17 protein-coding genes are annotated in these 20,982 nt (G+C 64.9%); 7 read left to right on the forward strand and 10 right to left on the reverse strand.

The annotated features are described in order from the left end of the window. Window positions 1–116 precede the first annotated feature (116 nt). The 8 genes from JOD47_RS06330 to JOD47_RS06365 all read right to left on the reverse strand — a co-directional run bounded on the left by JOD47_RS06330 (window position 117) and on the right by JOD47_RS06365 (window position 10,610). Window positions 117–1,406 (reverse strand): glutaminase, encoded by a 1,290-nt coding sequence (locus tag JOD47_RS06330; RefSeq protein WP_204533001.1) that lies wholly within the window; start codon window positions 1,404–1,406, stop codon window positions 117–119. Window positions 1,407–1,701: 295 nt separating this feature from the next. Continuing rightward, a complete protein-coding gene (locus JOD47_RS06335; RefSeq protein ID WP_204533002.1) occupies window positions 1,702–4,269 on the reverse strand; it encodes a rhamnogalacturonan lyase in 2,568 nt (855 codons plus the stop codon). 498 nt (window positions 4,270–4,767) lie between these two features. Further along, complete coding sequence (locus JOD47_RS06340; protein ID WP_204533003.1) at window positions 4,768–5,484, reverse strand: hypothetical protein; 717 nt, start codon at window positions 5,482–5,484, stop codon at window positions 4,768–4,770. Window positions 5,485–5,642: 158 nt separating this feature from the next. Further along, window positions 5,643–6,785, reverse strand: coding sequence for a ThuA domain-containing protein (locus JOD47_RS06345; RefSeq protein ID WP_204533004.1), 1,143 nt, complete (start codon window positions 6,783–6,785; stop codon window positions 5,643–5,645). Between the two features lie 205 nt (window positions 6,786–6,990). Continuing rightward, window positions 6,991–7,908 (reverse strand): glycoside hydrolase family protein, encoded by a 918-nt coding sequence (locus tag JOD47_RS06350; protein ID WP_204533005.1) that lies wholly within the window; start codon window positions 7,906–7,908, stop codon window positions 6,991–6,993. Next, complete coding sequence (locus JOD47_RS06355; RefSeq protein WP_204533006.1) at window positions 7,905–8,993, reverse strand: Gfo/Idh/MocA family protein; 1,089 nt, start codon at window positions 8,991–8,993, stop codon at window positions 7,905–7,907. Before JOD47_RS06355 ends, JOD47_RS06350 begins: the two co-directional genes overlap by 4 nt. Before the next feature lie 78 nt (window positions 8,994–9,071). Continuing rightward, entirely contained in the window at window positions 9,072–9,431 is a 360-nt protein-coding gene (locus JOD47_RS06360) for an L-rhamnose mutarotase (protein WP_204533007.1), read from the reverse strand. A gap of 180 nt (window positions 9,432–9,611) precedes the next feature. Further along, window positions 9,612–10,610, reverse strand: coding sequence for a LacI family DNA-binding transcriptional regulator (locus JOD47_RS06365; RefSeq protein WP_204533009.1), 999 nt, complete (start codon window positions 10,608–10,610; stop codon window positions 9,612–9,614). 253 nt (window positions 10,611–10,863) lie between these two features. Here JOD47_RS06365 and rhaI point away from each other — a divergent pair, with 253 nt between their 5' ends. Genes rhaI through JOD47_RS06395 form a run of 6 tightly spaced genes read left to right on the forward strand, consistent with a single transcriptional unit; the run spans window position 10,864 to window position 18,285 of the window. Next, complete coding sequence (gene rhaI / locus JOD47_RS06370) at window positions 10,864–12,030, forward strand: L-rhamnose isomerase (RefSeq protein ID WP_204533011.1); 1,167 nt, start codon at window positions 10,864–10,866, stop codon at window positions 12,028–12,030. Window positions 12,031–12,032: 2 nt separating this feature from the next. Continuing rightward, complete coding sequence (locus JOD47_RS06375) at window positions 12,033–14,069, forward strand: bifunctional aldolase/short-chain dehydrogenase (RefSeq protein ID WP_204533013.1); 2,037 nt, start codon at window positions 12,033–12,035, stop codon at window positions 14,067–14,069. 9 nt (window positions 14,070–14,078) lie between these two features. Then, complete coding sequence (locus JOD47_RS06380; RefSeq protein WP_204533015.1) at window positions 14,079–15,530, forward strand: rhamnulokinase; 1,452 nt, start codon at window positions 14,079–14,081, stop codon at window positions 15,528–15,530. Between the two features lie 13 nt (window positions 15,531–15,543). After that, complete coding sequence (locus JOD47_RS06385) at window positions 15,544–16,653, forward strand: Gfo/Idh/MocA family protein (protein WP_204533017.1); 1,110 nt, start codon at window positions 15,544–15,546, stop codon at window positions 16,651–16,653. Continuing rightward, window positions 16,646–17,551, forward strand: coding sequence for a DUF6807 domain-containing protein (locus JOD47_RS06390; RefSeq protein WP_204533019.1), 906 nt, complete (start codon window positions 16,646–16,648; stop codon window positions 17,549–17,551). The genes JOD47_RS06385 and JOD47_RS06390 overlap by 8 nt, the downstream gene beginning before the upstream one ends. A gap of 41 nt (window positions 17,552–17,592) precedes the next feature. Continuing rightward, window positions 17,593–18,285: a cupin domain-containing protein gene (locus JOD47_RS06395; protein ID WP_204533021.1), complete on the forward strand. Its 693-nt coding sequence runs from the start codon at window positions 17,593–17,595 to the stop codon at window positions 18,283–18,285. Between the two features lie 130 nt (window positions 18,286–18,415). On the opposite strand, the gene JOD47_RS06400 is transcribed toward JOD47_RS06395, so the two are convergent. After that, window positions 18,416–19,486 carry a phosphatase PAP2 family protein gene (locus tag JOD47_RS06400; protein WP_204533023.1) on the reverse strand — a complete coding sequence of 357 codons (1,071 nt, stop codon included), beginning with the start codon at window positions 19,484–19,486 and terminating at the stop codon, window positions 18,416–18,418. Between the two features lie 115 nt (window positions 19,487–19,601). Between JOD47_RS06400 and JOD47_RS06405 the strand changes: the two genes are divergently transcribed. Next, on the forward strand, window positions 19,602–20,519 hold the full coding sequence (locus JOD47_RS06405) for a DMT family transporter (RefSeq protein ID WP_307836214.1): 918 nt from the start codon (window positions 19,602–19,604) through the stop codon (window positions 20,517–20,519). On the opposite strand, the gene JOD47_RS06410 is transcribed toward JOD47_RS06405, so the two are convergent. Then, a complete protein-coding gene (locus JOD47_RS06410; RefSeq protein WP_204533025.1) occupies window positions 20,516–20,872 on the reverse strand; it encodes a hypothetical protein in 357 nt (118 codons plus the stop codon). The genes JOD47_RS06405 and JOD47_RS06410 overlap by 4 nt on opposite strands. Window positions 20,873–20,982: the final 110 nt, after the last annotated feature.

A 20,982-nucleotide genomic window follows, 5' to 3' on the forward strand; every position in this document is an offset into this window, starting at 1 on the left:
TTACGAAGCGTTCGCGGTGCGGCTTCGTAGATCCACATAGAGCAATCCGGACAATTCGGTGCGAAATTTCACTCCATCTTGCCCGGATTGCTCTATGTCCTGTCCGGATTGCTCCGTTATGGGTCCAGCGTCCCTCTTACGAGCTGCTCGAAGCCGCAGACGACGGCTAGCCGGCCACCCTCACCGGGGTTGGGGTTGGGGATGATCGATTCCGGGTCGATGAGGTAGACCTCATGTCCGTCCAGCGTGAGCCGGCGCGCGGCCTCCAGCAGCATTCGCCGTGCCACATCGTCAATCGAATAGACCATCGAGACATCCAAAACCACCCGCGGTTCCGACGACGCGCTGTCCGCGATCTCGCGAACGATCCGTTCGGCGCCGGCAAAGCGGATCCCACCCTGTAGTTGCAGGACCCGGATCGCGTTCAGCCCATCAGCGACGACGTGATTCGATCGCACGACAGCGCGCGCCGCAGGTGGAACCTCCATCACATGCAGGCCCATATCTGAGGAGAACCGTTCGAACAGAGAAACCCCGCGCACACTGTTCCCGTGGGAGTCCAGTCGAGGGGAGAATGTGGCAATACCGATCTGGCCGGGCAACGCACCGATCAGTCCGCCAGCTACGCCGCTCTTCGCCGGAATGCCCACCTGGGTCGCCCAATCGCCGGCCGCGTCATACATTCCGCAGGTGGCCATGACGGTCAGCACCTGACGTGCCACCGGTTCGTGTATCACCTTCTCCCCTGTCAATGGATTCACTCCGCGGTTGGCCAACGTCGCAGCCATCATGGCCAGGTCGCGCGCCGTGACGAGCACGGAACACTGGCGGAGATAGCCTTCGACGACGGCTCTCGGGTCTTCCGCGAGAATATTGTGACTGCGGAGCATGTACGCGATGGCCAGGTTCCGATGCGCGTGCTCCATCTCCGACGCACACGCCGACTCGTCCACCCTCAGCTGACGACCAGCGAACGACGAAAGACCTTTGACCACGTGCTCCACGCGTTCAGCAGACTTCAAATCCTCCGCTCCGGCCAACGAATGGGCGGTGATCGCACCGGCATTGATCATGGGGTTACGAGGGCGCCCTGTGTCGCTTTCCAGCGAAATTTCGTTGAATGCCTCCCCTGATGGCTCGACACCGACTCTGGCGAGAACGGGGCCGAATCCACGATCCGACAATGCCAATGCATACGTGAATGGCTTGGAGATTGACTGAATGGTGAACTCGGTATCGATGTCACCGGCGCCATAGACCTCACCGTCAACAGTGGCGAGGACCGCTCCGAGCCGGTCGGGATCCGCTGTGGCGAGTTCAGGGATATAGCTCGCCAGCATTCCTGAGGTATCCGCCTCCACGTCTCTGAGTACCTCGGAGACATAGTCGGGAATCATTGACTGCATATATTCCTCGTCCTATCCACGTGAGACCTTCACACTGCGAATCTTCAGGTGCATGTCGACTACGCATCACCTTCCAGCGCGTGTGTAGACCTCGCAGCGCCAGGGCGGATAACTCTCGCCGCTGTAACGCCAGTAGATAGTGTGTTGCTGGAACACGGTCAAGACGGCGCGCCGCCGGATGACCTGCACCGGCCCTGCGAGAGCACATGGCACCCGAACTTTTGCACAGATAAGGCGGGTTCAGCTGCGCTGAACCCGCCTTATCTGTCCGAAAGTTCCGGGTACTGCTTGCGACCTACCGGACCATTCCGAGAACGGTCTGTACGCCATTTTCGAGCACGGCGCGGGCCGAATCAGAGACCACGTCGGGCTTCTTGCCCTGGTTCAACGCCTTGACGAACCGGTCCATTGCCTTGCCGACCTTTGCGGCGTCGCCCTGCTCGACCGCCTGCTGTGCCTGGGCCAGTGAGGTCTCCAGCTGCTTCGCAACAGGTCCGGCAACATCGCCGCTGGCAACGAACGACTCAAGTGTCGCCGTCAAGTAACCGATGAGCCCAGGAGTCCAGGCGTTTGGCACCGGAACGTTCGCGAAGTCCATGTCCGAGGCCAGGTAGTAGCTCGTGTAAGACGGCTGGTTGTACGCGGTGTTCTGGCGCGCGACCTCGGCCCGGTACTGCGGGTCGTGCAGCAGCGTCGTGAGCTTGTGCCCGGTGACCTCGGTGCTGAGGTAGACGCGGATTGCGGAACTATCCGCCGTGCGAACGAACAGTTCTTCCCGCCAATCACCGAAGGCATCGGCAACCAGGCCGGGATTACCCTTGGTGCTGTTGTTGGTGAGAGTTCCTTCCGCCGTGAGCAGTCGGCCGCGGGTCCAGTCGTCGATGGTGGGGGTTTCGTCGTTGGAACGATTGACGAGCTGCGTGGTCAGGTCTGCTGCCCACTTGATGCTCATGTTGGTGCCCGGTGTGCGGGAATCCAGCGCTTCTCCTGTTGAGTTCAGAAGGCCGGATCCGTCGGTGCCGCCGGGCATGCTCGCCCAGGCCTCGATACCCTCGACATCTGCGCGCACGTCGCCGATCATGCTGCGGCCGGTATCGCGACCGGAATAGGACCCAAATATCGTTTCACCGTTCGCTGCATCACGGAGAACAGAACCATACGGAGCGCCGCGTCCACCCTCGTGAGATGTCCAGATTTCCAGCCCGCTGCGGTTCGGATCGATGTCGGTAACGTGCATCGCGTCGCCGTGGCCCAGCTTCGCCTCAGTACCTGGCGCCTTGCTGCCCTCCGGAAGGGTGTCGAAGGAACTGTAGAGGAGCGATCCATCATCGTCGATGGTGGCTGCACCATAGACGATCTCCTGCTTCCCGTCACCATCCACGTCGGCCGCGCTGAGTGAGTGGAAGCCCTGGGTTGTAAGCGAGCCGAATTCAGGGTCGGTGCCATTCAAATCATGGGCGACGGCATTGAAGGGATTCGGCATCTCGATGTAACCGCTGTCGACGAACCATGACTGCGACAGGTTCTTGCCGTCCCAGTTGTAGGCGGCAATCGTGGATCGCGAGTAGTAGCCACGGGCAAAGACCGCCGACGGACGCTGGCCATCAAGGTAGGCGACGCCCGCCAGGAATCGGTCTACACGGTTACCCGGCTCGATGCGGCTCATGGCGTAATCGCCCCACATCAGGCCGTCATCGCCCCGTGCGGGCTCATAATCTACGGTCTGGAGCTCTTCGCCGGTGGCACCGTCGAATACCGTGAGGTACTCAGGCCCGTCCAGAATGAAGCCTTCGAACTCACGAAGCTTATTGCGTTCGCTGCGACTTGGCGCGTAGACGTCCATGAAGTAATCAGCCATGGAACGAGCATCGGCGTCCGAGAGCGGGTACTCATAGCGCGGCTCGATGCCGAAGGCTCCCTCGAGCGTAGCGGGCCAATTTCCGGCAACCACCTCGGGGTGTTCCTGCCAGCCTGCGAACATGTCCACGACGTGCTCGTAATAGTCAGCCGCGCTCTTCCTGTAGTCATCCTCGTTGCTGTAACCAGCGGCGATGTCGTCGGTCGGCATGGTGATGTAGCGCTCGTCAGTGACGTTACCGGCGTCGTCGTAAGTGAAGATCTTGGTGCCTGGCGCCGTCTTCATCATCATCTCGGAGCGGCCGTCGCCGTCGAAATCGTAGACCATGAACTGTGTGTAGTGAGCGCCGGAGCGGATGTTGACGCCGAGGTCGATGCGATTCAGCAGCGTGCCGTCCATCGTGTACGTGTCGATGTAGGTGTTACCGGTGTAGCCAACCTGGGAAACGTCCTTCTGGTTGGTTGGGTCCCACTTGACGATGTATTCCAGGGAACCATCGCCGTCGACATCACCAATGCTCATGTCATTGGCCCGGTAGGCGTAGCTCTCACCGGCGGGGGTCACGCCGTCGGCCGGTTTCTGCAGCGGAATATCGGTGTACCCCTGAGACCAGGGATTCACTTCTGCGCTGCGCTGCAGTTCCACACCGTCGACGACGGCGGCAACCGAGTAGGTGGCACCTTCCGTCGCGTCGGGGTCGAGGTAGTTGGTGCTGTCGGTGACAGTAGCGATCTTCTCGCCGTTGCGGTAGACGGCGAAGTCGGCGCCCGTCTGACCGGTCTCGTTCGAGCCGGTAACTTCCGTGGCGAGGAGGCGCCAGCTGAGGAAGGTTCCCTCGGAGGTTGCGGCCGCAACGAGGCCGCGGTCGAGGTGTTCGAGCTGGATGCCTACCTGGGCATCGGGGGCCGGAGCTGCAGCGGCCGGAACGCCACCACCTCCGGCGATCAGGGCTGCACTGAGTGCGAGCGTTGCGGGTACGGGGATGACGCGAAGGCGCGGGTTCATCTTTGAATCCTTTCAACGGAAAGCGCTTTCTCTACGCTAGGCGAAGTGCAGTGGGCGGGTCAAGGTTTTCCCAAGGTTGATGTGATTGTGGCTGCGGACTCCGCGGGGCGCTCTTCCGGCGCGGACTTTGGGCGGGCGGTCGGCGCGAACCTTCAGCGGGCGGGAAACCTTGGCGCGGGAATCGGCGCTCGGGGAGCAAACTAGACCAAGGTGAGCAGCATTTCCCTCACCGTTCTCCGGCTTGGTCCCTATCGTGTCCGGGTTGCTCGACGCCGCGTCCGGGTTGCTCGGCGCGGTGTCCGGGTTGCTCGACGCAACGTCCGGGTTGCTCGGCGCAGCTGCAGGTTTGCCGGAAAGCTCGGACCACAGCCGGACGCAGTGTCCGGGTTGCTCGGCGCGGTGTCCGGGTTGCTCGACGCCGCGTCCGGGTTGCTCGGCGCGGCTACAGGTTCGCCGGAAAAGCTCGGGCCAAAGCCGAGTCACCGCACGAAGCAGCCGTCACTCCCCGGTTCCGGGCTCCTGGAATTCCAGCGGGACAGCATCGGGATTTCCGTCCGGCGTGAGGAAGAGGTGTACATGCCCCTCACCCGACCCAACGGTGAGGGTGTCCAGTTGCGCTGCCCCGGACTGCCACAGACGAACCGCCGCGTCGCGTCGCTCGATGACGGTTGCGGCTCGGGCTTCACGCTCGCCTGCCGGCCCATTCACGAGGTACTCGTGGTCGTCAGCCGCCGACTGAAGCAAGTGAGCCGCACCGATGAAGGCCTCCCGAACAACCGTTTGCTCGCTGGTGCCATCCTCGACGCTCTCCAGCGCGGAGATCGCAACCGCCAGCTCGCGCTTCCACGCTTCGGCCTCACCTGCGCCGGCCGATACAACGTTTTCCGATACAGCAGAGGACAACTCCTGCAGGGCCTGCCCCACACGACCGTGAGCCAATTCGGCGGCCGCCGCCAGGTTCGAGTTCAGTTCGGCCCTGTCCTGAGCCTGGCCCTTCGCCAGTTCCGCAGCAACCGCCTCAATCGAACCGGCCTCTGGCGGACCGGCCTCGGGCGGACCGGCATCAATCGAGCCCGCCTCGGAAGAACCGGCCTCGGGAGGGCCGTCACCCCCAACGGTAAGCCCAATGGTGAACGCAACCGCCACGGCTATCAGGAATGCGGCAGCTACGGCAAGGACCCGCGTTGTGCGGGAGGGGCGTGGCGAACTCTTCAAGCGGATCGATGACCTTCAGGGGTTGAACGGAACACGCGCGGCCAAGGCCGATTGCGGCGGCTCTGCTGCGGAATCAGTGCACCCGTGCGTGAAATCACAGGTCGGCCATGCCGCCGCACTGGCGCCTGATGCAGCAGCCAGTGCGGCGGACGCCCTGCTTACTCCAGCCCGCCCTGCCAGACCTGCAGATCCTGCACCTTGCCGAGCAGCAGGCTGTACGCGCCTGAGCCCCGGTTAACGTGCGCCTGAACCTGGGCCGCGGCGGCGTTGAGCTTGTCTGCAGAATCGGCATGCGAACCGGCCTCCGCGAGCACCCGAGCCTTGTCCAGCTGCTTGCCGACCTGGGTGGCAGCCTTCGATGAGATAGCACCTTCAGCGAGCAGATCCGCCGTCGTCGATTCGACCTCATTCCAGGTGACACAATCACCGCCGCCGCTCACGGCACCGGCCGACCACGCAATTCCGCCCAGCAGGTGCTCAAGGAAGACCGGATCTACGTACGACGCCTCCGTGTGACCTCCACCGGTGTACCAGGAGCGGGCGGACTCGAAGTTGTGGCACCAGGACAGCGGGTGATCGGCACCCATCGCGTTACCGCCGGGGTTGTACGAGGTTTCGTCAAGGTTTGTGAGGACGCGGACGGCATCGCGGGGGCTCTGAGTGAAGTTGTACCACTCGTCAAAGCGCGTCCAGGTTCCTGACAGGTGCTCTGTCGAAGGATGAGTGCCGTCCTCCACTACCTGGACCGCGGTCTGCTGGGCAGGATGGCTGACAAACCGGGCGCTGCCGCCGGTCAGTTCGCTGTACCAGGGAACCGTGTGCATCGAATCCGTCGCCGCATGGACGCCGGCGAAGCCGCCGCCGGAACGGATGTAACCCTGGAACGCCTCCAGTTCACCCTCGTCGAGCAGCGTCGGTGTCGCAGGGTTGAGGCTATTGGTGCCGTCAACGGTGGATACGAAGACGACAGTCTCGTACTTCGCGAGGTCCGATGCGCTGGTGAACGGTGTGCTGGGCAGTGTGCGGTCCGGCTGCCCCTGGTTCCTCGGCGACGTTGGCGGATCCCAGACGTCGACACTGAAGCCGTTCGCCTGACCGAGTGCCATGATCGCCGTTGTCGCCTCATCGATGCTGCTGTGGCGGAAGCCGGTGGTCTTCCCGACAACGAGAACGTCGTAATCCTCGGTCACCTCGGCCTGCACCGACGTGGGCTCGGCCTGGGCTGGAGCCGTCGCCAGGGCGGGAACGACGAGTGCCGCTCCAAGCACGCCAAGGGCTGCCTTACTGGTGTATCGCTTCATTGCGCTCCTTTGTTGTGGCTGTGCCCTAAGTCACCGAGATCGGGCGTGGGCACCAGGATCAGCTGCCGAAGTAGACAATCCAGCCCGCATTTGAGCGGCCAACGAGATTGTTGATTCGGACAACTTATTGCCCAGTAAACTGCCTGGAGCGCGGGAAAGCTACCCCCTGACGCTACTTATTCCGCATATTTTCTTTCACAAGCTGTCAGCTCAGCACGCCCACCGGTGCATCGCGGTCACACCGCAGCACGCCGGTCTCTACCCACAGCCTCGCCCGGTGCACCTCCGACCGACGCAGCGCGCCCGCCTGCCCTTCGACGTCGTTGCTTCCGCCCCATTCGGGGTGCGTGAAGTAGAAGGCAACGGCTTCCTCACCGCAAACGACGACGTCGGCATGCCTGCCCACCTGCCGGTCCTCCGGATGCGTACCCGGCACGTCAAGGATCAAACCCTGCGCCGACCAGGAAACGCCATCAGCGGACCGGTAGACGCGCTGACCGCGCCACTCGTCCACGATCATCCAGAAGAACCCGCCCAGCTCGAAGACGTTCGGCCCCTCATGGGGCGCACCGCCGATGACCTGCCCTTCGACGGTCCAGCTGTGCCCGTCGGCACTCACCGCAGCCCAGGTGGTGGAGCCGTCCGCCTCGTCCTTGTACCAGAGCCGCTGCAGCCCGTCGGGGGTTCGGGCCACGGCGGCATCGATCACGTAGTCCGAACTCAGTTCCAGGAATCCACGGTGCTCCCAGGACTCAAGGTCATCGCTGACCAGATACGCGATGCGACGCTCATGCCCGGCCCATGTCGAGGGCATACCCCGGATCCAGGTGAGGTACATGGAGTATCGAGTGCCGTCCCACACCACTTCCGGTGCCCAGTGAGTGTTCGGGCCGTGCTCCCCTGCCGGATCGAGACCGTCGACCACACCGCGGTGAAGCCAGCGTGCGCCGTCGTCGGACACTGCCACACCGATCCGACTGCCGTGCACCCACTCAACGCCCGGGCCCTGATCGGCGGGGCGCCGCTGGGTGTAGAACATCCACCACAGCTTGGTCTGTTCGTTGCGAATGACGGCGGGGTCAGTCGGCCCGCCGAGCGGGTCAGCGAGCAGCGGCGCACTCACCGCCCGGGACGCAGATCCGTTACGGGAGAGCGCATGCTGCCGCGGAAATCAGGAGCGGCGATTTCCGCTCGCGCCACGGGCGTACCGCGCCCGGCGGACGCGTAGAGAGCGGCAACGATTTCGATCGCACGTGCAGGATCGGCCGCGACCGGCGGCACGTCGGCTCCTGTCAGCAAAGATGCGTAGACCTCGGACAGGAGCGCATCGTGCCCGCTCGGCACCTCGTTCGACGGCATCGCCCACGACGCCGCACGCTCAGCGCTGATGTGGCGGGCAGGAGTCAGTTTCCAGCTTGCGTGGTTGTGGCCGTAGAGGTGCTCGAGCTCGATGGTTGCGTGTTCGGTATCGATGCGGATCAGGCTCGATTCGCGCGGCGCGAGCACGGTGGTCATGACCGACGCGACCGCGCCGCTCTCGAAGACGACGACGCCGCAGGAGGTGTCCTCGGTTTCGACCTCCCGGTCGAGCCGGAACAGTTGGCCGGACGCCGACCCCCACTCGCCGAGCAGGTAGGACAGCAGGTCGATCTGATGGATGCCGTGGCTCAGCGTGGTGCCGCCGCCCTCCGACTCCCACGTTCCGCGCCACGGGACGTCGTAGTACTCGGATCCGCGGTACCAGTGTGTATGGCAGACGGCGGTCAGCGGCCTCCCGAGATCACCCGATTGCAGCAGGTTGCGGACATGAGTCGCCGCCGTGCCGGTGCGCTGCTGGAAGACGACGGCGAGCTGCCGGTCGGCGACAACGGCCGCCGACTGCATGGCGTCCACTTCGGCGAGGGAAAGCGCAGGAGGCTTTTCGGCAATCACGTGAGCACCGACGTCGAACGCTGCCTTTGTCTGTTCCGCATGTCCGGCCGGCGGAGTGCAGATATGCACGACGTCGATAGCCTCCCTGGCCAGCAACTCCTCCAGCGTGCCGTACCCGACTGCGATGCCGTGGCGGGCGTTGAAGTCGTGGACCCGCTCCTCACTGGGGTCCGCCGAGGCAACCGCGGTGACGCCGGCGATTGCGGCGAGCGCCTCGGCATGGAGATGCGCCACGGCGCCGGTGCCGAGGATGGCGGCGCGAAGAGTGCGGGTCATTGAAAGCTCCTTCCGAGCCAGGATCGCCGGTGCGTGGCACGTTCGTGGGGTCTTCCCGGCGAGCCTGCCATTTACCGGCTACTTTGCGGGCTGCTGATGGCCGACGTGGCCCTTGAGTTGGTCCTCGAGGTGAAAGACCTCTTCGATCTGGACGAACCCTTCGTCCGGTCGACCGTCGAGCTGCACGAAGAACTCGCCCATCTCGGCCTGCCAGCGGGCGTTGACGTCAATCTCGGCCATGGCGCGCTGGGCGGCCGCGAAGTCCTCCGACTCCACATAGCCGATCAGCAGTCCGTCGGGCCGAAGGAAAAGCGAGTAGTTGTTCCAGCCGGTGTCCTTGAGGGCGCGGAGCATGTCCGGCCAGACAGCCGCATGGCGCTCCTTGTACTCCTCGATGCGATCGGGCTTCACCTGCAGCTGGAAGCAGACGCGTTCCATGGTTCTCCTCGTCGAGCGGAAGTGAATCGTTTCACGGCGATGCTACCACCGCGACCTATCGAGTGGCCCAACCTAATCGGAAAGTGGCCCGATCCCACTGAACTTTTGCGCACCTACGGTGACTTGCCAGGCCGTTGAACCCACCGAACCCGCGCAAAAGTTCCCAGAGGACGGGGTGGGCTAGAGGGTGCTCCCGCGGCTGACCAGCTCGGGCTGGAAGATTACCTGGCGGCTCTCGGGCGAGGTTCGGTCAATCGCCTCAAGCAGGAGTTCGACGGCGGTGCGCCCCATCAGCTCCGTTGGCCGCCGCACTGTGGACAGGGGGACAACCGCTGACTGGGCGAAGTCGATGTCGTCATAGCCGATCAGCGCGAGGTCCTCGGGAATCCGCAACCCCCGAATGAGCAGTACAGCCTGCATGACGCCGATAGCCAGGAGGTCGTTGGCGCAGAAGATGCCGTCCGGCAGGCCTTCCCTGCCGCGCTCCGCAAGGAGTTCACCCGCGGCCCGGCCCGCCAGCACGGTCATCGCAGCAGCTTCCACAACCTCGAGCTCGGCATCCGGGTACTCCTCCACAGCCTGCTGCGCTCCGGTCAGACGGTCCGCGACCTGCTGGATATCGGTGGACGCACCGATGAACGCGATGCGCCGCCGTCCCCGCGTCAGCATGTGCTTCACGGCCATATAGCCGCCGGCGACATCGTCCACGGACACCGAACTCACACGCCGCTGCGGATCCACCCGGTCTACGAGGACCACCGGCACGCCATGTGCACGCAGCTGCTCGAGCCGGGAATCGACGTTCCCCACCGGGGAAATCAGGACTCCTTTGACGCGCTGCTGCTCGAAGACATCGAGGTAGCGGCTTTCCCGGCCGGCGTCGTGCCCGCTGTCACCGAGCAGCACCGTGCTGTCCGACTCCGCTGCGCGGTCTTCGGCGGCGCGCGCCAGCGAGGAGAAGAACGGGTTGCTCACGTCGAGGACGATGAGCCCGATGGTGCGGCTGAGCCCGGCACGGAGCTGGCGGGCGGCGTCATTGCGCACGAAACCAAGCTCGGAAATGACACTGAGCACCCGTTCGCGGGTCTTTTCAGCCACGCGGTCCGGGTTGTTGAGCACGTTGGATACCGTGCCGACGGCAACCTGCGCCTGGTCGGCGACGTCCTTGATACTGACCATCCGGGCAGACCCTCGTTTCATGGAAGTGACGCAGCTGGAGGCAAGGGATGTCCGTAAATGTGCAGTCTTCACAAGAATGCTTGACACCACTTATCCCCAAGGATACCTTTGAAACGTGCTAATGAATCGATTCAATATTCGATTCACCTCCTGACCGCCACCGCCGCCCCTTTCAGGCCCAGTGAAAAGTCAGTGCAAAACAACGACGATGCGCGCGGGCTTTGGAGCCGGCAGCTGTAGATGGAGAGAAGTAATGGTTGACCTGAGCCGCATAACGCCAACCCTGGAGAACCTCGCTATCGAGGTGCCGTCCTGGGCCTACGGCAATTCCGGAACCCGTTTCAAGGTGTTCCAGACTCCCGGTACCCCGCGCACTGTGCAGGAGAAGATCGCGGATGCCGCGAAGGTCAATGAACTGACCGGCCTCGCGCCCTCCGTTGCCCTGCACATCCCTTGGGACAAGGTGGAGAACTATGGCGAACTGTCCGAGTACGCGCGCGGCCTCGGCATCACGCTGGGCACTATCAACAGCAACACGTTCCAGGATGACATTTACAAGTTCGGCTCCCTCACCCACAGCGACGCCGCTGTTCGCAACAAGGCGCTGGACCACATGTTCGAGTGCATTGACGTCATGAACGTCACCGGCTCCCAGGACCTGAAGATCTGGCTGGCGGACGGCACTAACTACCCCGGCCAGGGCGACATGCGCTCACGCCAGGACTGGCTGCATGACTCCCTGCAAAAGGTTTACGAGCGCCTCGGCGAGGGCCAGCGCATGGTCCTTGAGTACAAATTCTTCGAACCGGCTTTCTACCATACGGACGTCCCCGACTGGGGAACCTCCTACGCCCACACACTGGCCCTGGGAGAGAAGGCCATGGTCTGCCTCGACACCGGCCACCATGCCCCCGGCACCAATATCGAGTTCATCGTGGCGCAGCTGATCCGCCTCGGCAAGCTCGGATCGTTCGACTTCAATTCCCGCTTCTATGCCGATGATGACCTCATTGTCGGCGCAGCGGATCCGTTCCAGCTGTTCCGCATCATGTACGAGGTGGCCCGCGGCGGCGCACTCGATCCGGCCAGCAACGTGGCCCTCATGCTGGACCAGTGCCACAACCTCGAAGAGAAGATCCCCGGCCAGATCCGCTCCGTGCTGAACGTCCAGGAAATGACTGCCCGCGCGCTCCTCGTTGACCGCACCGCGCTGACCAAGGCGCAGGAAGCAGGCGACGTCCTCGGCGCGCACGCACTCTTCATGGACGCCTTCTACACCGACGTCCGGCCGGCACTCGCCGCGTGGCGTGAATCCCGCGGACTCCCCGCGGACCCGATGGCTGCCTACGCAGCCAGCGGCTACCAGGAAATAATCAACGCGGACCGCGAGGGCGGGCAGCAGGCAGGATGGGGCGCGTAAGCATGAGTAATCAAACAGTTCAGGACCTCATCAACCGGTCCAACCGGCTAGGCGCGGATAAGCGCAACACGAACTACGCCGGCGGCAACACCTCGGCGAAGGGCAGCGACACCGACCCCGTCACGGGTGAAAACGTTGAGCTGCTCTGGGTGAAGGGCTCCGGCGGTGACCTGGGCACCCTCAAGGAGCAGGGCCTGGCGGTACTTCGCCTCGACCGGCTCCGCGCACTCACCAACGTCTACCCCGGCCTTGACCGCGAAGACGAGATGGTCGCCGCGTTCGATTACACCCTCCACGGCAAGGGCGGCGCCGCCCCCTCGATCGACACCGCCATGCACGGCCTCGTCGACGCCGCACACGTTGACCACCTCCACCCGGATTCCGGCATCGCGATCGCCACAGCGGTCGACGGCGAAGCCCTCACCGAGAAGATCTTCGGCGACAGGGTGGTGTGGGTGCCCTGGCGACGCCCGGGCTTCCAGCTCGGCCTGGACATCGCCTCGATCAAGGCCGAGAACCCGCAGGCCGTCGGCACCATCCTCGGCGGACACGGCATCACCGCGTGGGGCGAAACCTCCGACGAGGCCGAGAACAACTCGCTGTGGATGATCGAAACCGCCGAGCGCTACCTCGCCGAGAACGGTGCCTCCAACCCCTTTGGTGAACCCCTCGACGGCTACGCCGCGCTCTCGCCTGAGGAGCGCCGCACGAAGGCCGCTGCCCTCGCGCCGGTGATCCGCGGCCTGGCCTCCACCGACCGGGCGCAGGTGGGGCACTTTACCGACGACGACGTCGTCCTGGACTTTTTGAGCGCGGCTGAACATCCGCGCCTGGCGGCTCTGGGCACCTCCTGCCCGGACCACTTCCTGCGCACCAAGGTCAAGCCACTGGTCTTGGACCTGCCCGCCGACGCCTCCATCGAAGATTCTGTCGCCCGGCTGAAGGAACTCCATAAGGAATACCGTTCGGACTACCAGGCGTACTATGAGCGCCACGCGGATGCGGATTCCCCAGCCATGCGCGGAGCGGACCCGGCGATTGTCCTGGTTCCCGGCGTCGGAATGTTCTCCTACGGGGTCAACAAGCAGACCGCACGCGTGGCCGGTGAGTTCTACATCAACGCAATCAACGTGATGCGCGGTGCTGAGGCGATCTCCACCTACGCCCCCATCGATGAGTCGGAGAAGTTCCGCATCGAGTACTGGGCGCTGGAAGAGGCCAAGCTCGCGCGGATGCCCAAGCCGAAGTCCCATGCCACGCGCATCGCGCTGGTGACCGGCGCCGCCTCGGGCATCGGCAAAGCCATCGCCACCCGCCTCGCAGCCGAAGGTGCGTGCGTGGTCATCGCCGACCTGAACCTCGAGAATGCCGAGAAGGTCGCCGAGGAACTCGGTGGCCCGGACGTCGCCGTCGGCATCCAGGCCGACGTCACTTCCCCCGAGCAGGTCCAGCAAGCGGTCGACGCCGCCGTCCTGGCCTTCGGCGGACTGGACCTCGTGGTCAACAACGCCGGGCTCTCGATCTCCAAGCCGCTGCTCGAGACCTCCGAGAAGGACTGGGATCTGCAGCACAACGTGATGGCGAAGGGCTCGTTCCTTGTCTCCAAGGCCGCCGCGAAGGTCCTGATCGACCAGGAAATGGGCGGGGACATCATCTACATCTCCTCGAAGAACTCCGTTTTCGCCGGCCCGAACAACATCGCCTACTCGGCCACCAAAGCCGACCAGGCCCACCAGGTGCGCCTGCTCGCCGCTGAACTCGGTGAGCACGGGGTCCGCGTCAACGGCATCAACCCCGACGGCGTGGTCCGCGGCTCCGGCATCTTCGCCGGCGGCTGGGGAGCCAAGCGCGCCGCAGTCTACGGGGTGGACGAAGAGAAGCTCGGCGAGTACTACGCCCAGCGGACCCTCCTCAAGCGCGAGGTGCTGCCCGAGAACGTGGCGAACGCCGCCGTCGTGCTCACCTCCGCCGAGCTGTCCCACACCACCGGCCTGCACGTCCCGGTCGATGCCGGCGTCGCCGCCGCCTTCCTCCGCTAGGTCCAGCCGATGAGTCCGGAACCGGCTGTCTACGCAGCCGTCGATATCGGCGCCTCATCCGGCCGGGTCATTCTCGGCCGGATGGGCGCCGACGGTCCCTCCCTCGAAGTTGTGCACCGCTTCCCCAACGGGGTGCAGGAACTCGACGGCGCCCTCCGCTGGAACATCGACGCCCTCTTCGAGGAGGTGCTGCTCGGCCTGACGCTGGCTGGGGAACGGGCGAAAGCCGCCGGCGAGCGGGTGGTCAGCATCGGCGTCGACACCTGGGCGGTGGACTACGGCCTAGTGAACGACGACGGCGCTCTCACCTCCCAGCCGCACAGCTACCGTGACCCGCGCACGGCTGGCGTGGTTGACAAAGTCCACGAAACCGTCCCCTTCGAGCGGCTCTACGAGACGACTGGCCTGCAGTTCCTCCCGTTCAATACGGTCTATCAACTGGCGGCCGAGCCGTCCCTTGAGAACGTCCAGGCGCTGCTGATCCCTGATCTGCTTGGCTTTTGGCTCACGGGCGAACGCCGCTGCGAGATCACGAACGCCTCGACCACCGGGCTGCTCGATGCGGCGACGGGCAACTTTTCGAGCCACCTCCTCGACGCCGTTGAGATACCCCGCAAAATCTTCCCGACCCTGATGGAACCGGGCGAAACCCTGGGCACGCTGCTGCCCTCCATCGCCGAGCGGACCGGGCTGGATCCTGAGACGAAAGTCGTCGCCGTCGGTTCCCACGACACAGCATCCGCCGTGGCAGCGGTGCCCGCGGGTGTAGCCAACTTCGCGTACATCTCTTCCGGCACCTGGTCTCTGGTGGGCGTGGAGCTGCCGGAGCCGATCCTCACCGAGGCTGGCCGCGCCGCAAACTTCACCAACGAACGCGGCGTCGACGGCACCATCCGGTACCTGCGCAACTGCGGCGGGCTGTGGCTGCTGAGCGAGTGCCTGCGGAAATGGGGGCCGTCGGTGACGCTCGAGAACGTCCTTGCGGAAGCAGCTGCGCTGCCCGTCGGCGGCCCACGCATTGACGCCGATTCCGACGACTTCATCGCCCCCGACAACATGCCAAACCGCATCCGCGAGGCGGCAGGCTCCGCGCTTGAGTCTCCCGCCGCCGTCGTCCGCTGCATCCTGGACAGCCTCGCAGAGGTGTACGCGCGGACGCTGGCGCAGGCGGCCGAGCTCAGCGGTAAGCCGATCGACGTCGTACACATAGTCGGCGGTGGGTCACAGAACCGGTTGCTGTGCCAGCTCACCGCGGACGCCGCCGGGCTGCCCGTTCTTGCCGGTCCGGTGGAGGCCACCGCCCTTGGCAACGTGCTGGTTCAGATGCGTGCCGACGGCGCACTCGGGGCGGGCGCACTCGGCGCAGGTGCCACCCTTACCGACATCCGTGCCGCCGTTCGAAGCACGGCCCAGAGCCAGAGTTATGAACCCGCACGACAAACCGAAACAGCACTGACCTAGCAAAGGATTCGCAGTGGCAGTTCGCACCAAACCCATCCGCACCGCCGTCGTTGGAGCCGGAGGCATCGCCCAGGGACAACACCTCCCCGGGCTGCGCGTCCTCGGTGATCGGGTGGAGATCGCGGCAATCGTCGATATGGACGCTGACCGGGCGCGGGAGGTCGCAGCCGAGTGGGGCGCGCCGCACTCCAACACCTCCGTGGCCGGGATGCTTGAGGAGGTGCAGCCGGACCTCGTACTGGTCTGCACGCCGCCCGGATCCCACACTGACGCGGTGATCCGCTCGCTCGACGCCGGCGCGTCGGTCTGGTGCGAAAAGCCGCCGACACTGTCGCTGGCCGAGTACGACGCCATCCTCGAACACGAGGGCGCCGACGGGCCGTATGCCTCCTACGTCTTCCAGCACCGCTTCGGCTCGGCGGCGCGCACGCTCCGCGCGCAGATTGCGGCGGGCGACCTCGGGGCACCCTTGGTGGGCATCTGCCACACGCTCTGGTACCGGGATACCGCCTATTACGACGTCGCGTGGCGGGGTAGGTGGGAGACGGAAGGCGGCGGACCGGCCATGGGCCACGGCATCCACCAGATGGACCTGCTGCTGTCTCTGCTGGGCGACTGGACCGAAATAAACGCCACCATGGCTACCTTGGGCCGTGATGTTGAGACCGAAGACGTCTCCTTTGCGCATGTCACCTTCGAGAGCGGCGCCATTGTCTCCGTGGTGAACAGCGTGCTCTCGCCGCGGGAGACCAGCTATCTGCGCTTCGACTTCGCCGATGCCACTGTGGAGGTCGAGCACCTGTACGGGTATGACAATTCGCACTGGAAGTGGACGCCTGCTCCGCACGTTGAGCCTGCCTCGGTGGAAGCCTGGGCGCCCACCCAGAACCTCGCGAGCTCCCACGCGGTGCAGCTGGAGGAGCTGGTGTCCTCGCTCGAATGCGGCGAGCGCCCGGCGGCTTCGGGGCATGACGGACGCCGGGTGCTTGAGCTGATCGCGGGCCTGTACCAGTCGGCGTTTGAAGGGCGCCGGATCAAGCGGAGTGAACTGACCCGGGAGAATCCGTTCTACTGGTCCATGAACGGTACTTCCGCAACGCTGAAGGAGACACTCGATGCCTGAACTGCAGCTTCGCCGTCCATCCAACAGTGAGCTGGTGATCTCCTGCGGCGCCGTTGACCTGGCGACTTATGTATTCATCCCGCCGGCAACCCGCTCGGAAGCTCCGAAGCCGTACCTGCACCCGCTGCGGACGCTGAGCGGTGCGCCGCTCACCGGCTTCCGCCCGTGGGATCACCGCTGGCACAAGGGCCTACAGATGACCTGGTCCCACGTTTCGGGGCAGAACTTCTGGGGCGGGCCGACGTTCTCTCCGGAGACCGATTACCAGTGGCGGGACAACCTGGGCACCATTGAGCACGACGGTTTCCCGGGGCTGTCCGCCTCGCCTGACCGGATCTCGCTGGGTGAAGCCCTGACGTGGCGCAACTCCGCCGGCGAGCGCTGGCTCTCGGAGCAGCGCGAGACCGTCTTCTCCAGCGTCGATGTGCAGGAGCAGTCCTGGCAACTGGACTTCACCACCGAGTTGACCAACGTGTCGGACCGTTCCCTTGATCTTGGCAGCCCCACCACGCACGGCCGCGCCAACGCCGGGTACACCGGTTTCTTCTGGCGCGGTCCGCGCAGCTGGACCGGCTGCTCGATCCTCGGACCCGAGGGTGCCGATGGCGAAGCGATGATGGGCGCCTCTGCGCCCTGGATCGCCCTCGCCGGGCAGAATGACGAGCTCGACGGCGGTGCCACCATCGTTGCGCTGGCCGGGACGTCGTCGTCGGCGGTTCCGCTCAAGTGGTTTGTCCGCAGCGAACCATTCGCGGCGCTGGCCCCCTCCCCCGCTTTCGACGAGGAGATCACGCTTGCACCCGGGGAGTCGCTGCGGCTCCAGCACCGGTACGTCTTCGTGGACCGGATCTGCGAGCGCGACGACATCGAGCGGATTGCGAAGGGCGCGTCCCTGTGAGCGAGTCGCCGCGCGTCCCACTGTTTCCGGGATCGGTCGGCATGAGCGACCTGCGGGTCTACGAGTGGGCGACCGCTGACGGGCACCATGGGGGGACGCCGCACCTGCACACGGTGTCGAACGAGGGGTACGTGGTGATCGGCGGATCAGGTGAGGTGCACACGCTCTCCTCCGAGGGCTACGCGCGAGACCCGCTGAGTGCCGGCTCGGTGCTGTGGTTCAGCCCGGGCACGGTGCACCGGCTCATCAACACCGGGGACCTGCACATCCTGACGATCATGCAGAACTCGGGGCTTCCCGAGGCGGGGGACGCAGTGCTGACGTTTCCGCTGGAGATTGTTTCCGACGCCGGCAGGTACCGGTCAGCGGTCACGTTGCCTGAGGGCAGCGAGGCGGAGCGCGGCGAGGCCGCCCGTCGTCGTCGTGATTTGGCAATCGAGGGCTACGCGGACCTGCTGGCTGCGCTGGAGAGCGGCGACCGCGGTCCGCTGGAGGCGTTCTACGTCGCCGCGGCCGCGCTGGTGCAGCCTCGTGTGGAGGAGTGGACGAAACTGTGGACGGACACGGTGCTTGCGGATGTCGAGACGACCCGCGCGCAGCTGACCTCCCTCGCGGAAGGCGACGCTTCGCACCTGGGCGGCGCCGCCGTCGTACGTGCCGTGCCGCGGCCTGAGCCGCGCGCCTTTGGGATGTGCGGGCGGCTGGGGATCTGGGACGCCGACCGGCGCTCCTAACCTCTGCCGACTCCTCTGCCGACTCACCTCCGCAAAAGTGCCGGTAACCGGCAGGATCGTGGGGACGTCCCCACGATCCTGACAATCACCGGCGCGTTTGCGTGCGGCAGGTTCGCGTTACCGACCGGGGTTAACCCAGGCGCGGGGCTGCTGCCTGGGCTGTCGCGGGATCAGGCAGTTGTGACCGAGCGGCCCTGGTTCGACCGACGGCCAGTGCCGCCAACCACACCGAGAGTCCTCCGATGACCAAACCGGCAGGAACGTCGACGATATAGTGCCATCCGAAGTAGACGGTTGCTACCGACGTCAAGGCAACAAAGGCCCATAGAGCCCAGCGAAGCAGCTTGGGCAGGCGCGCCAGGTGCGCAACCAGTGCCGCCGTAAAGACCACGGAGACGTGGAGCGAGGCGAAGGCGGCGATCCCGTGCACGTCTTGCGTGGCATGGGGGTCGGCCAGCACTTCGACGCGGTTACGCCATAGACCCTCCTGCAAACCGGCGACGGCGGTGTCGGGCAAGTCCGCGAACGTTCCGGGATGCACATAGATCGGCCCCAGCGAGGGAAGCGTGTAGTAGCTAACCGCGCCGAGGAGCCAGTTGAAGCTGAGCGCGGTGACATACCAGGCCCCCAGGGAAAGGTTGTCGAACCAGATCAGCGCTGCGGCAAGCGAAAGCGGAACGAATAGCATGTAGAACATGTACACCGCAGACAGAACTGTGGCGCTGATGCCCGTTCCGAGAAGCTCGTGAAGTATGTCTCCGGGATACTGACCGCCCACCAGCAGACGGTCGGAAGCAAGTAACAGCATGTCCTCACGGCGCTCCTGGAGGAAGGGCAGGAAGCTCTTGAAGTTCCGGTAGGCGACGTACGAAAGATAGAAAACCGTCAGCCCCGCCACCGTGACTGCCATACGGGGTCCGCTCCAGCGTTCGCGAAGAACACGAACCACCATTCCGAGGACATCCCTGGGGACTGGGCGTTTGAGGGCTACCCGCGGCACCACATCGGCCGCCAAGAAGATGAGCGCAATCAGGGGCAGACGAACATAGCTGGGACCCAGGAAGCCATCAGGGTCACGGATGGGAAGATCCGCGACGATTGCGGTCACCACCATCAGGATTCCGCATGAAACGGTGACGATGAGCGGGACGCCGAACAAGCGACGCCACAACAAATGTTCATGTCTTGTTTCAATAGTCATTACCGGTAAGTATTCCACCTGCGCTAGAAATCCTCCCCAAGGCGGCGCGCCCCTTCAGTAGCGGGCAAACGGACCTGCCTCGATACCCTTGTTTCATGACGCCGTGCGAGCAGCTGTGACCCACCAATCGGGCGCGGGCATCGGTGCTGTTTTTGTCCTCATTGCGGCGGTGCTGTGGGGAACAACCGGCACCGTTGCCAGCTTTGCGCCCGGCGTCGGCCCCCTCGCCATCGGCGCGGCGGCAATGGGAATCGGCGGCCTCCTTCAGGCAGCCCTCGCAGGACCGGCGCTGGTCCACGCCCGCCACGAATTACGACGGCGGTGGATTCCTATCGCTCTCGGCGGCCTGGCCGTCGCGATCTACCCGCTTGCCTTCTACAGCTCCATGCGGTTGGCCGGTGTTGCTGTGGGTACCGTCATTTCGATCGGCTCGGCGCCCATCGCGTCAGCGGTTATCGAGCGCGTCGTTGACGGGCACCGGCTGACCCGGCGCTGGGTGGTGGGTGCCGGCGTCGGGCTGGTGGGCGTAGTGCTGCTCTCGTTTGTGGAGCCGGCGCAGGAGGCGGGAGCAGGTGACACCACGGCCGGGGTCCTGCTGGGTTTGCTCGCCGGCGTGACGTACGCGATGTACTCCTGGGCGGCCCACCGGACCATGCGGCGCGGCGTGCGCTCCCGGGTTGCGATGGGCGCGATCTTCGGCGTGGGAGGCGTGCTGCTGATGCCGGTGCTCTTCCTCACCGGCGCGCCGTTGCTTGCCTCGTGGAACAACTTCGCTGTCGGTGCCTACATGGCGCTGGTGCCGATGTTCCTCGGCTACGTCCTCTTCGGTCTGGGCCTCGCCAGGGTCACGGCAAGCACGGCAACCACACTGTCCCTGGCGGAACCGGTGGTCGCGGCGATGCTCGCCGTCGTCATCGTGGGTGAAAGGCTGCCGGCGGCAGGGTGGATCGGCGTCGGGCTTGTGATTGCGAGCCTGGCAGTGCTCACGGTGCCGGTCCGACGCAATGTCCGCACAGCGGTTGGCGTGCCCTAGGAGGTTGCTGCCTCCGGCGCCGTGACCGCGAAAATGTACTCGACGCCGACGGCCGGTTCACCACTGAACGTGATGAAGTAGCCGGGCTCCTCCACGGAAACGGTGAAAAAGGTGGGATCGCCGCAGGCAAAACCGGTCATGCGCTCGCTGCGAGCCTGCGATGTGTAGGAGAAGGTGAGCCCCTCTGTGCCCCGGCACTGGGCGTGGACGAGATACTCGCCCACGGGAAGCTCGGTGTCCGGCCAACCGATGGTTCCCATGGTGGTGGAGTCACCATCACCTTCCTGGATGACGTCCTCCGGATCAAGACCGAGATCCAACGGCGCCATGGTCGGCTCGGGTGCGCTCGCCACGACCTCGGAAGTGTCCTTCGACTCCTCGCCCATCGCGGCGGATACAGCCGAGCACGAACTCAGTATGAGCGCTGCAACGGCCCAAGCGGCCGCTGCAGCCAGACGGATAG

Origin of the sequence: Arthrobacter tumbae, assembly GCF_016907495.1 — a bacterium.
GTDB classification, from domain to species: Bacteria; Actinomycetota; Actinomycetes; order Actinomycetales; family Micrococcaceae; genus Arthrobacter_D; species Arthrobacter_D tumbae.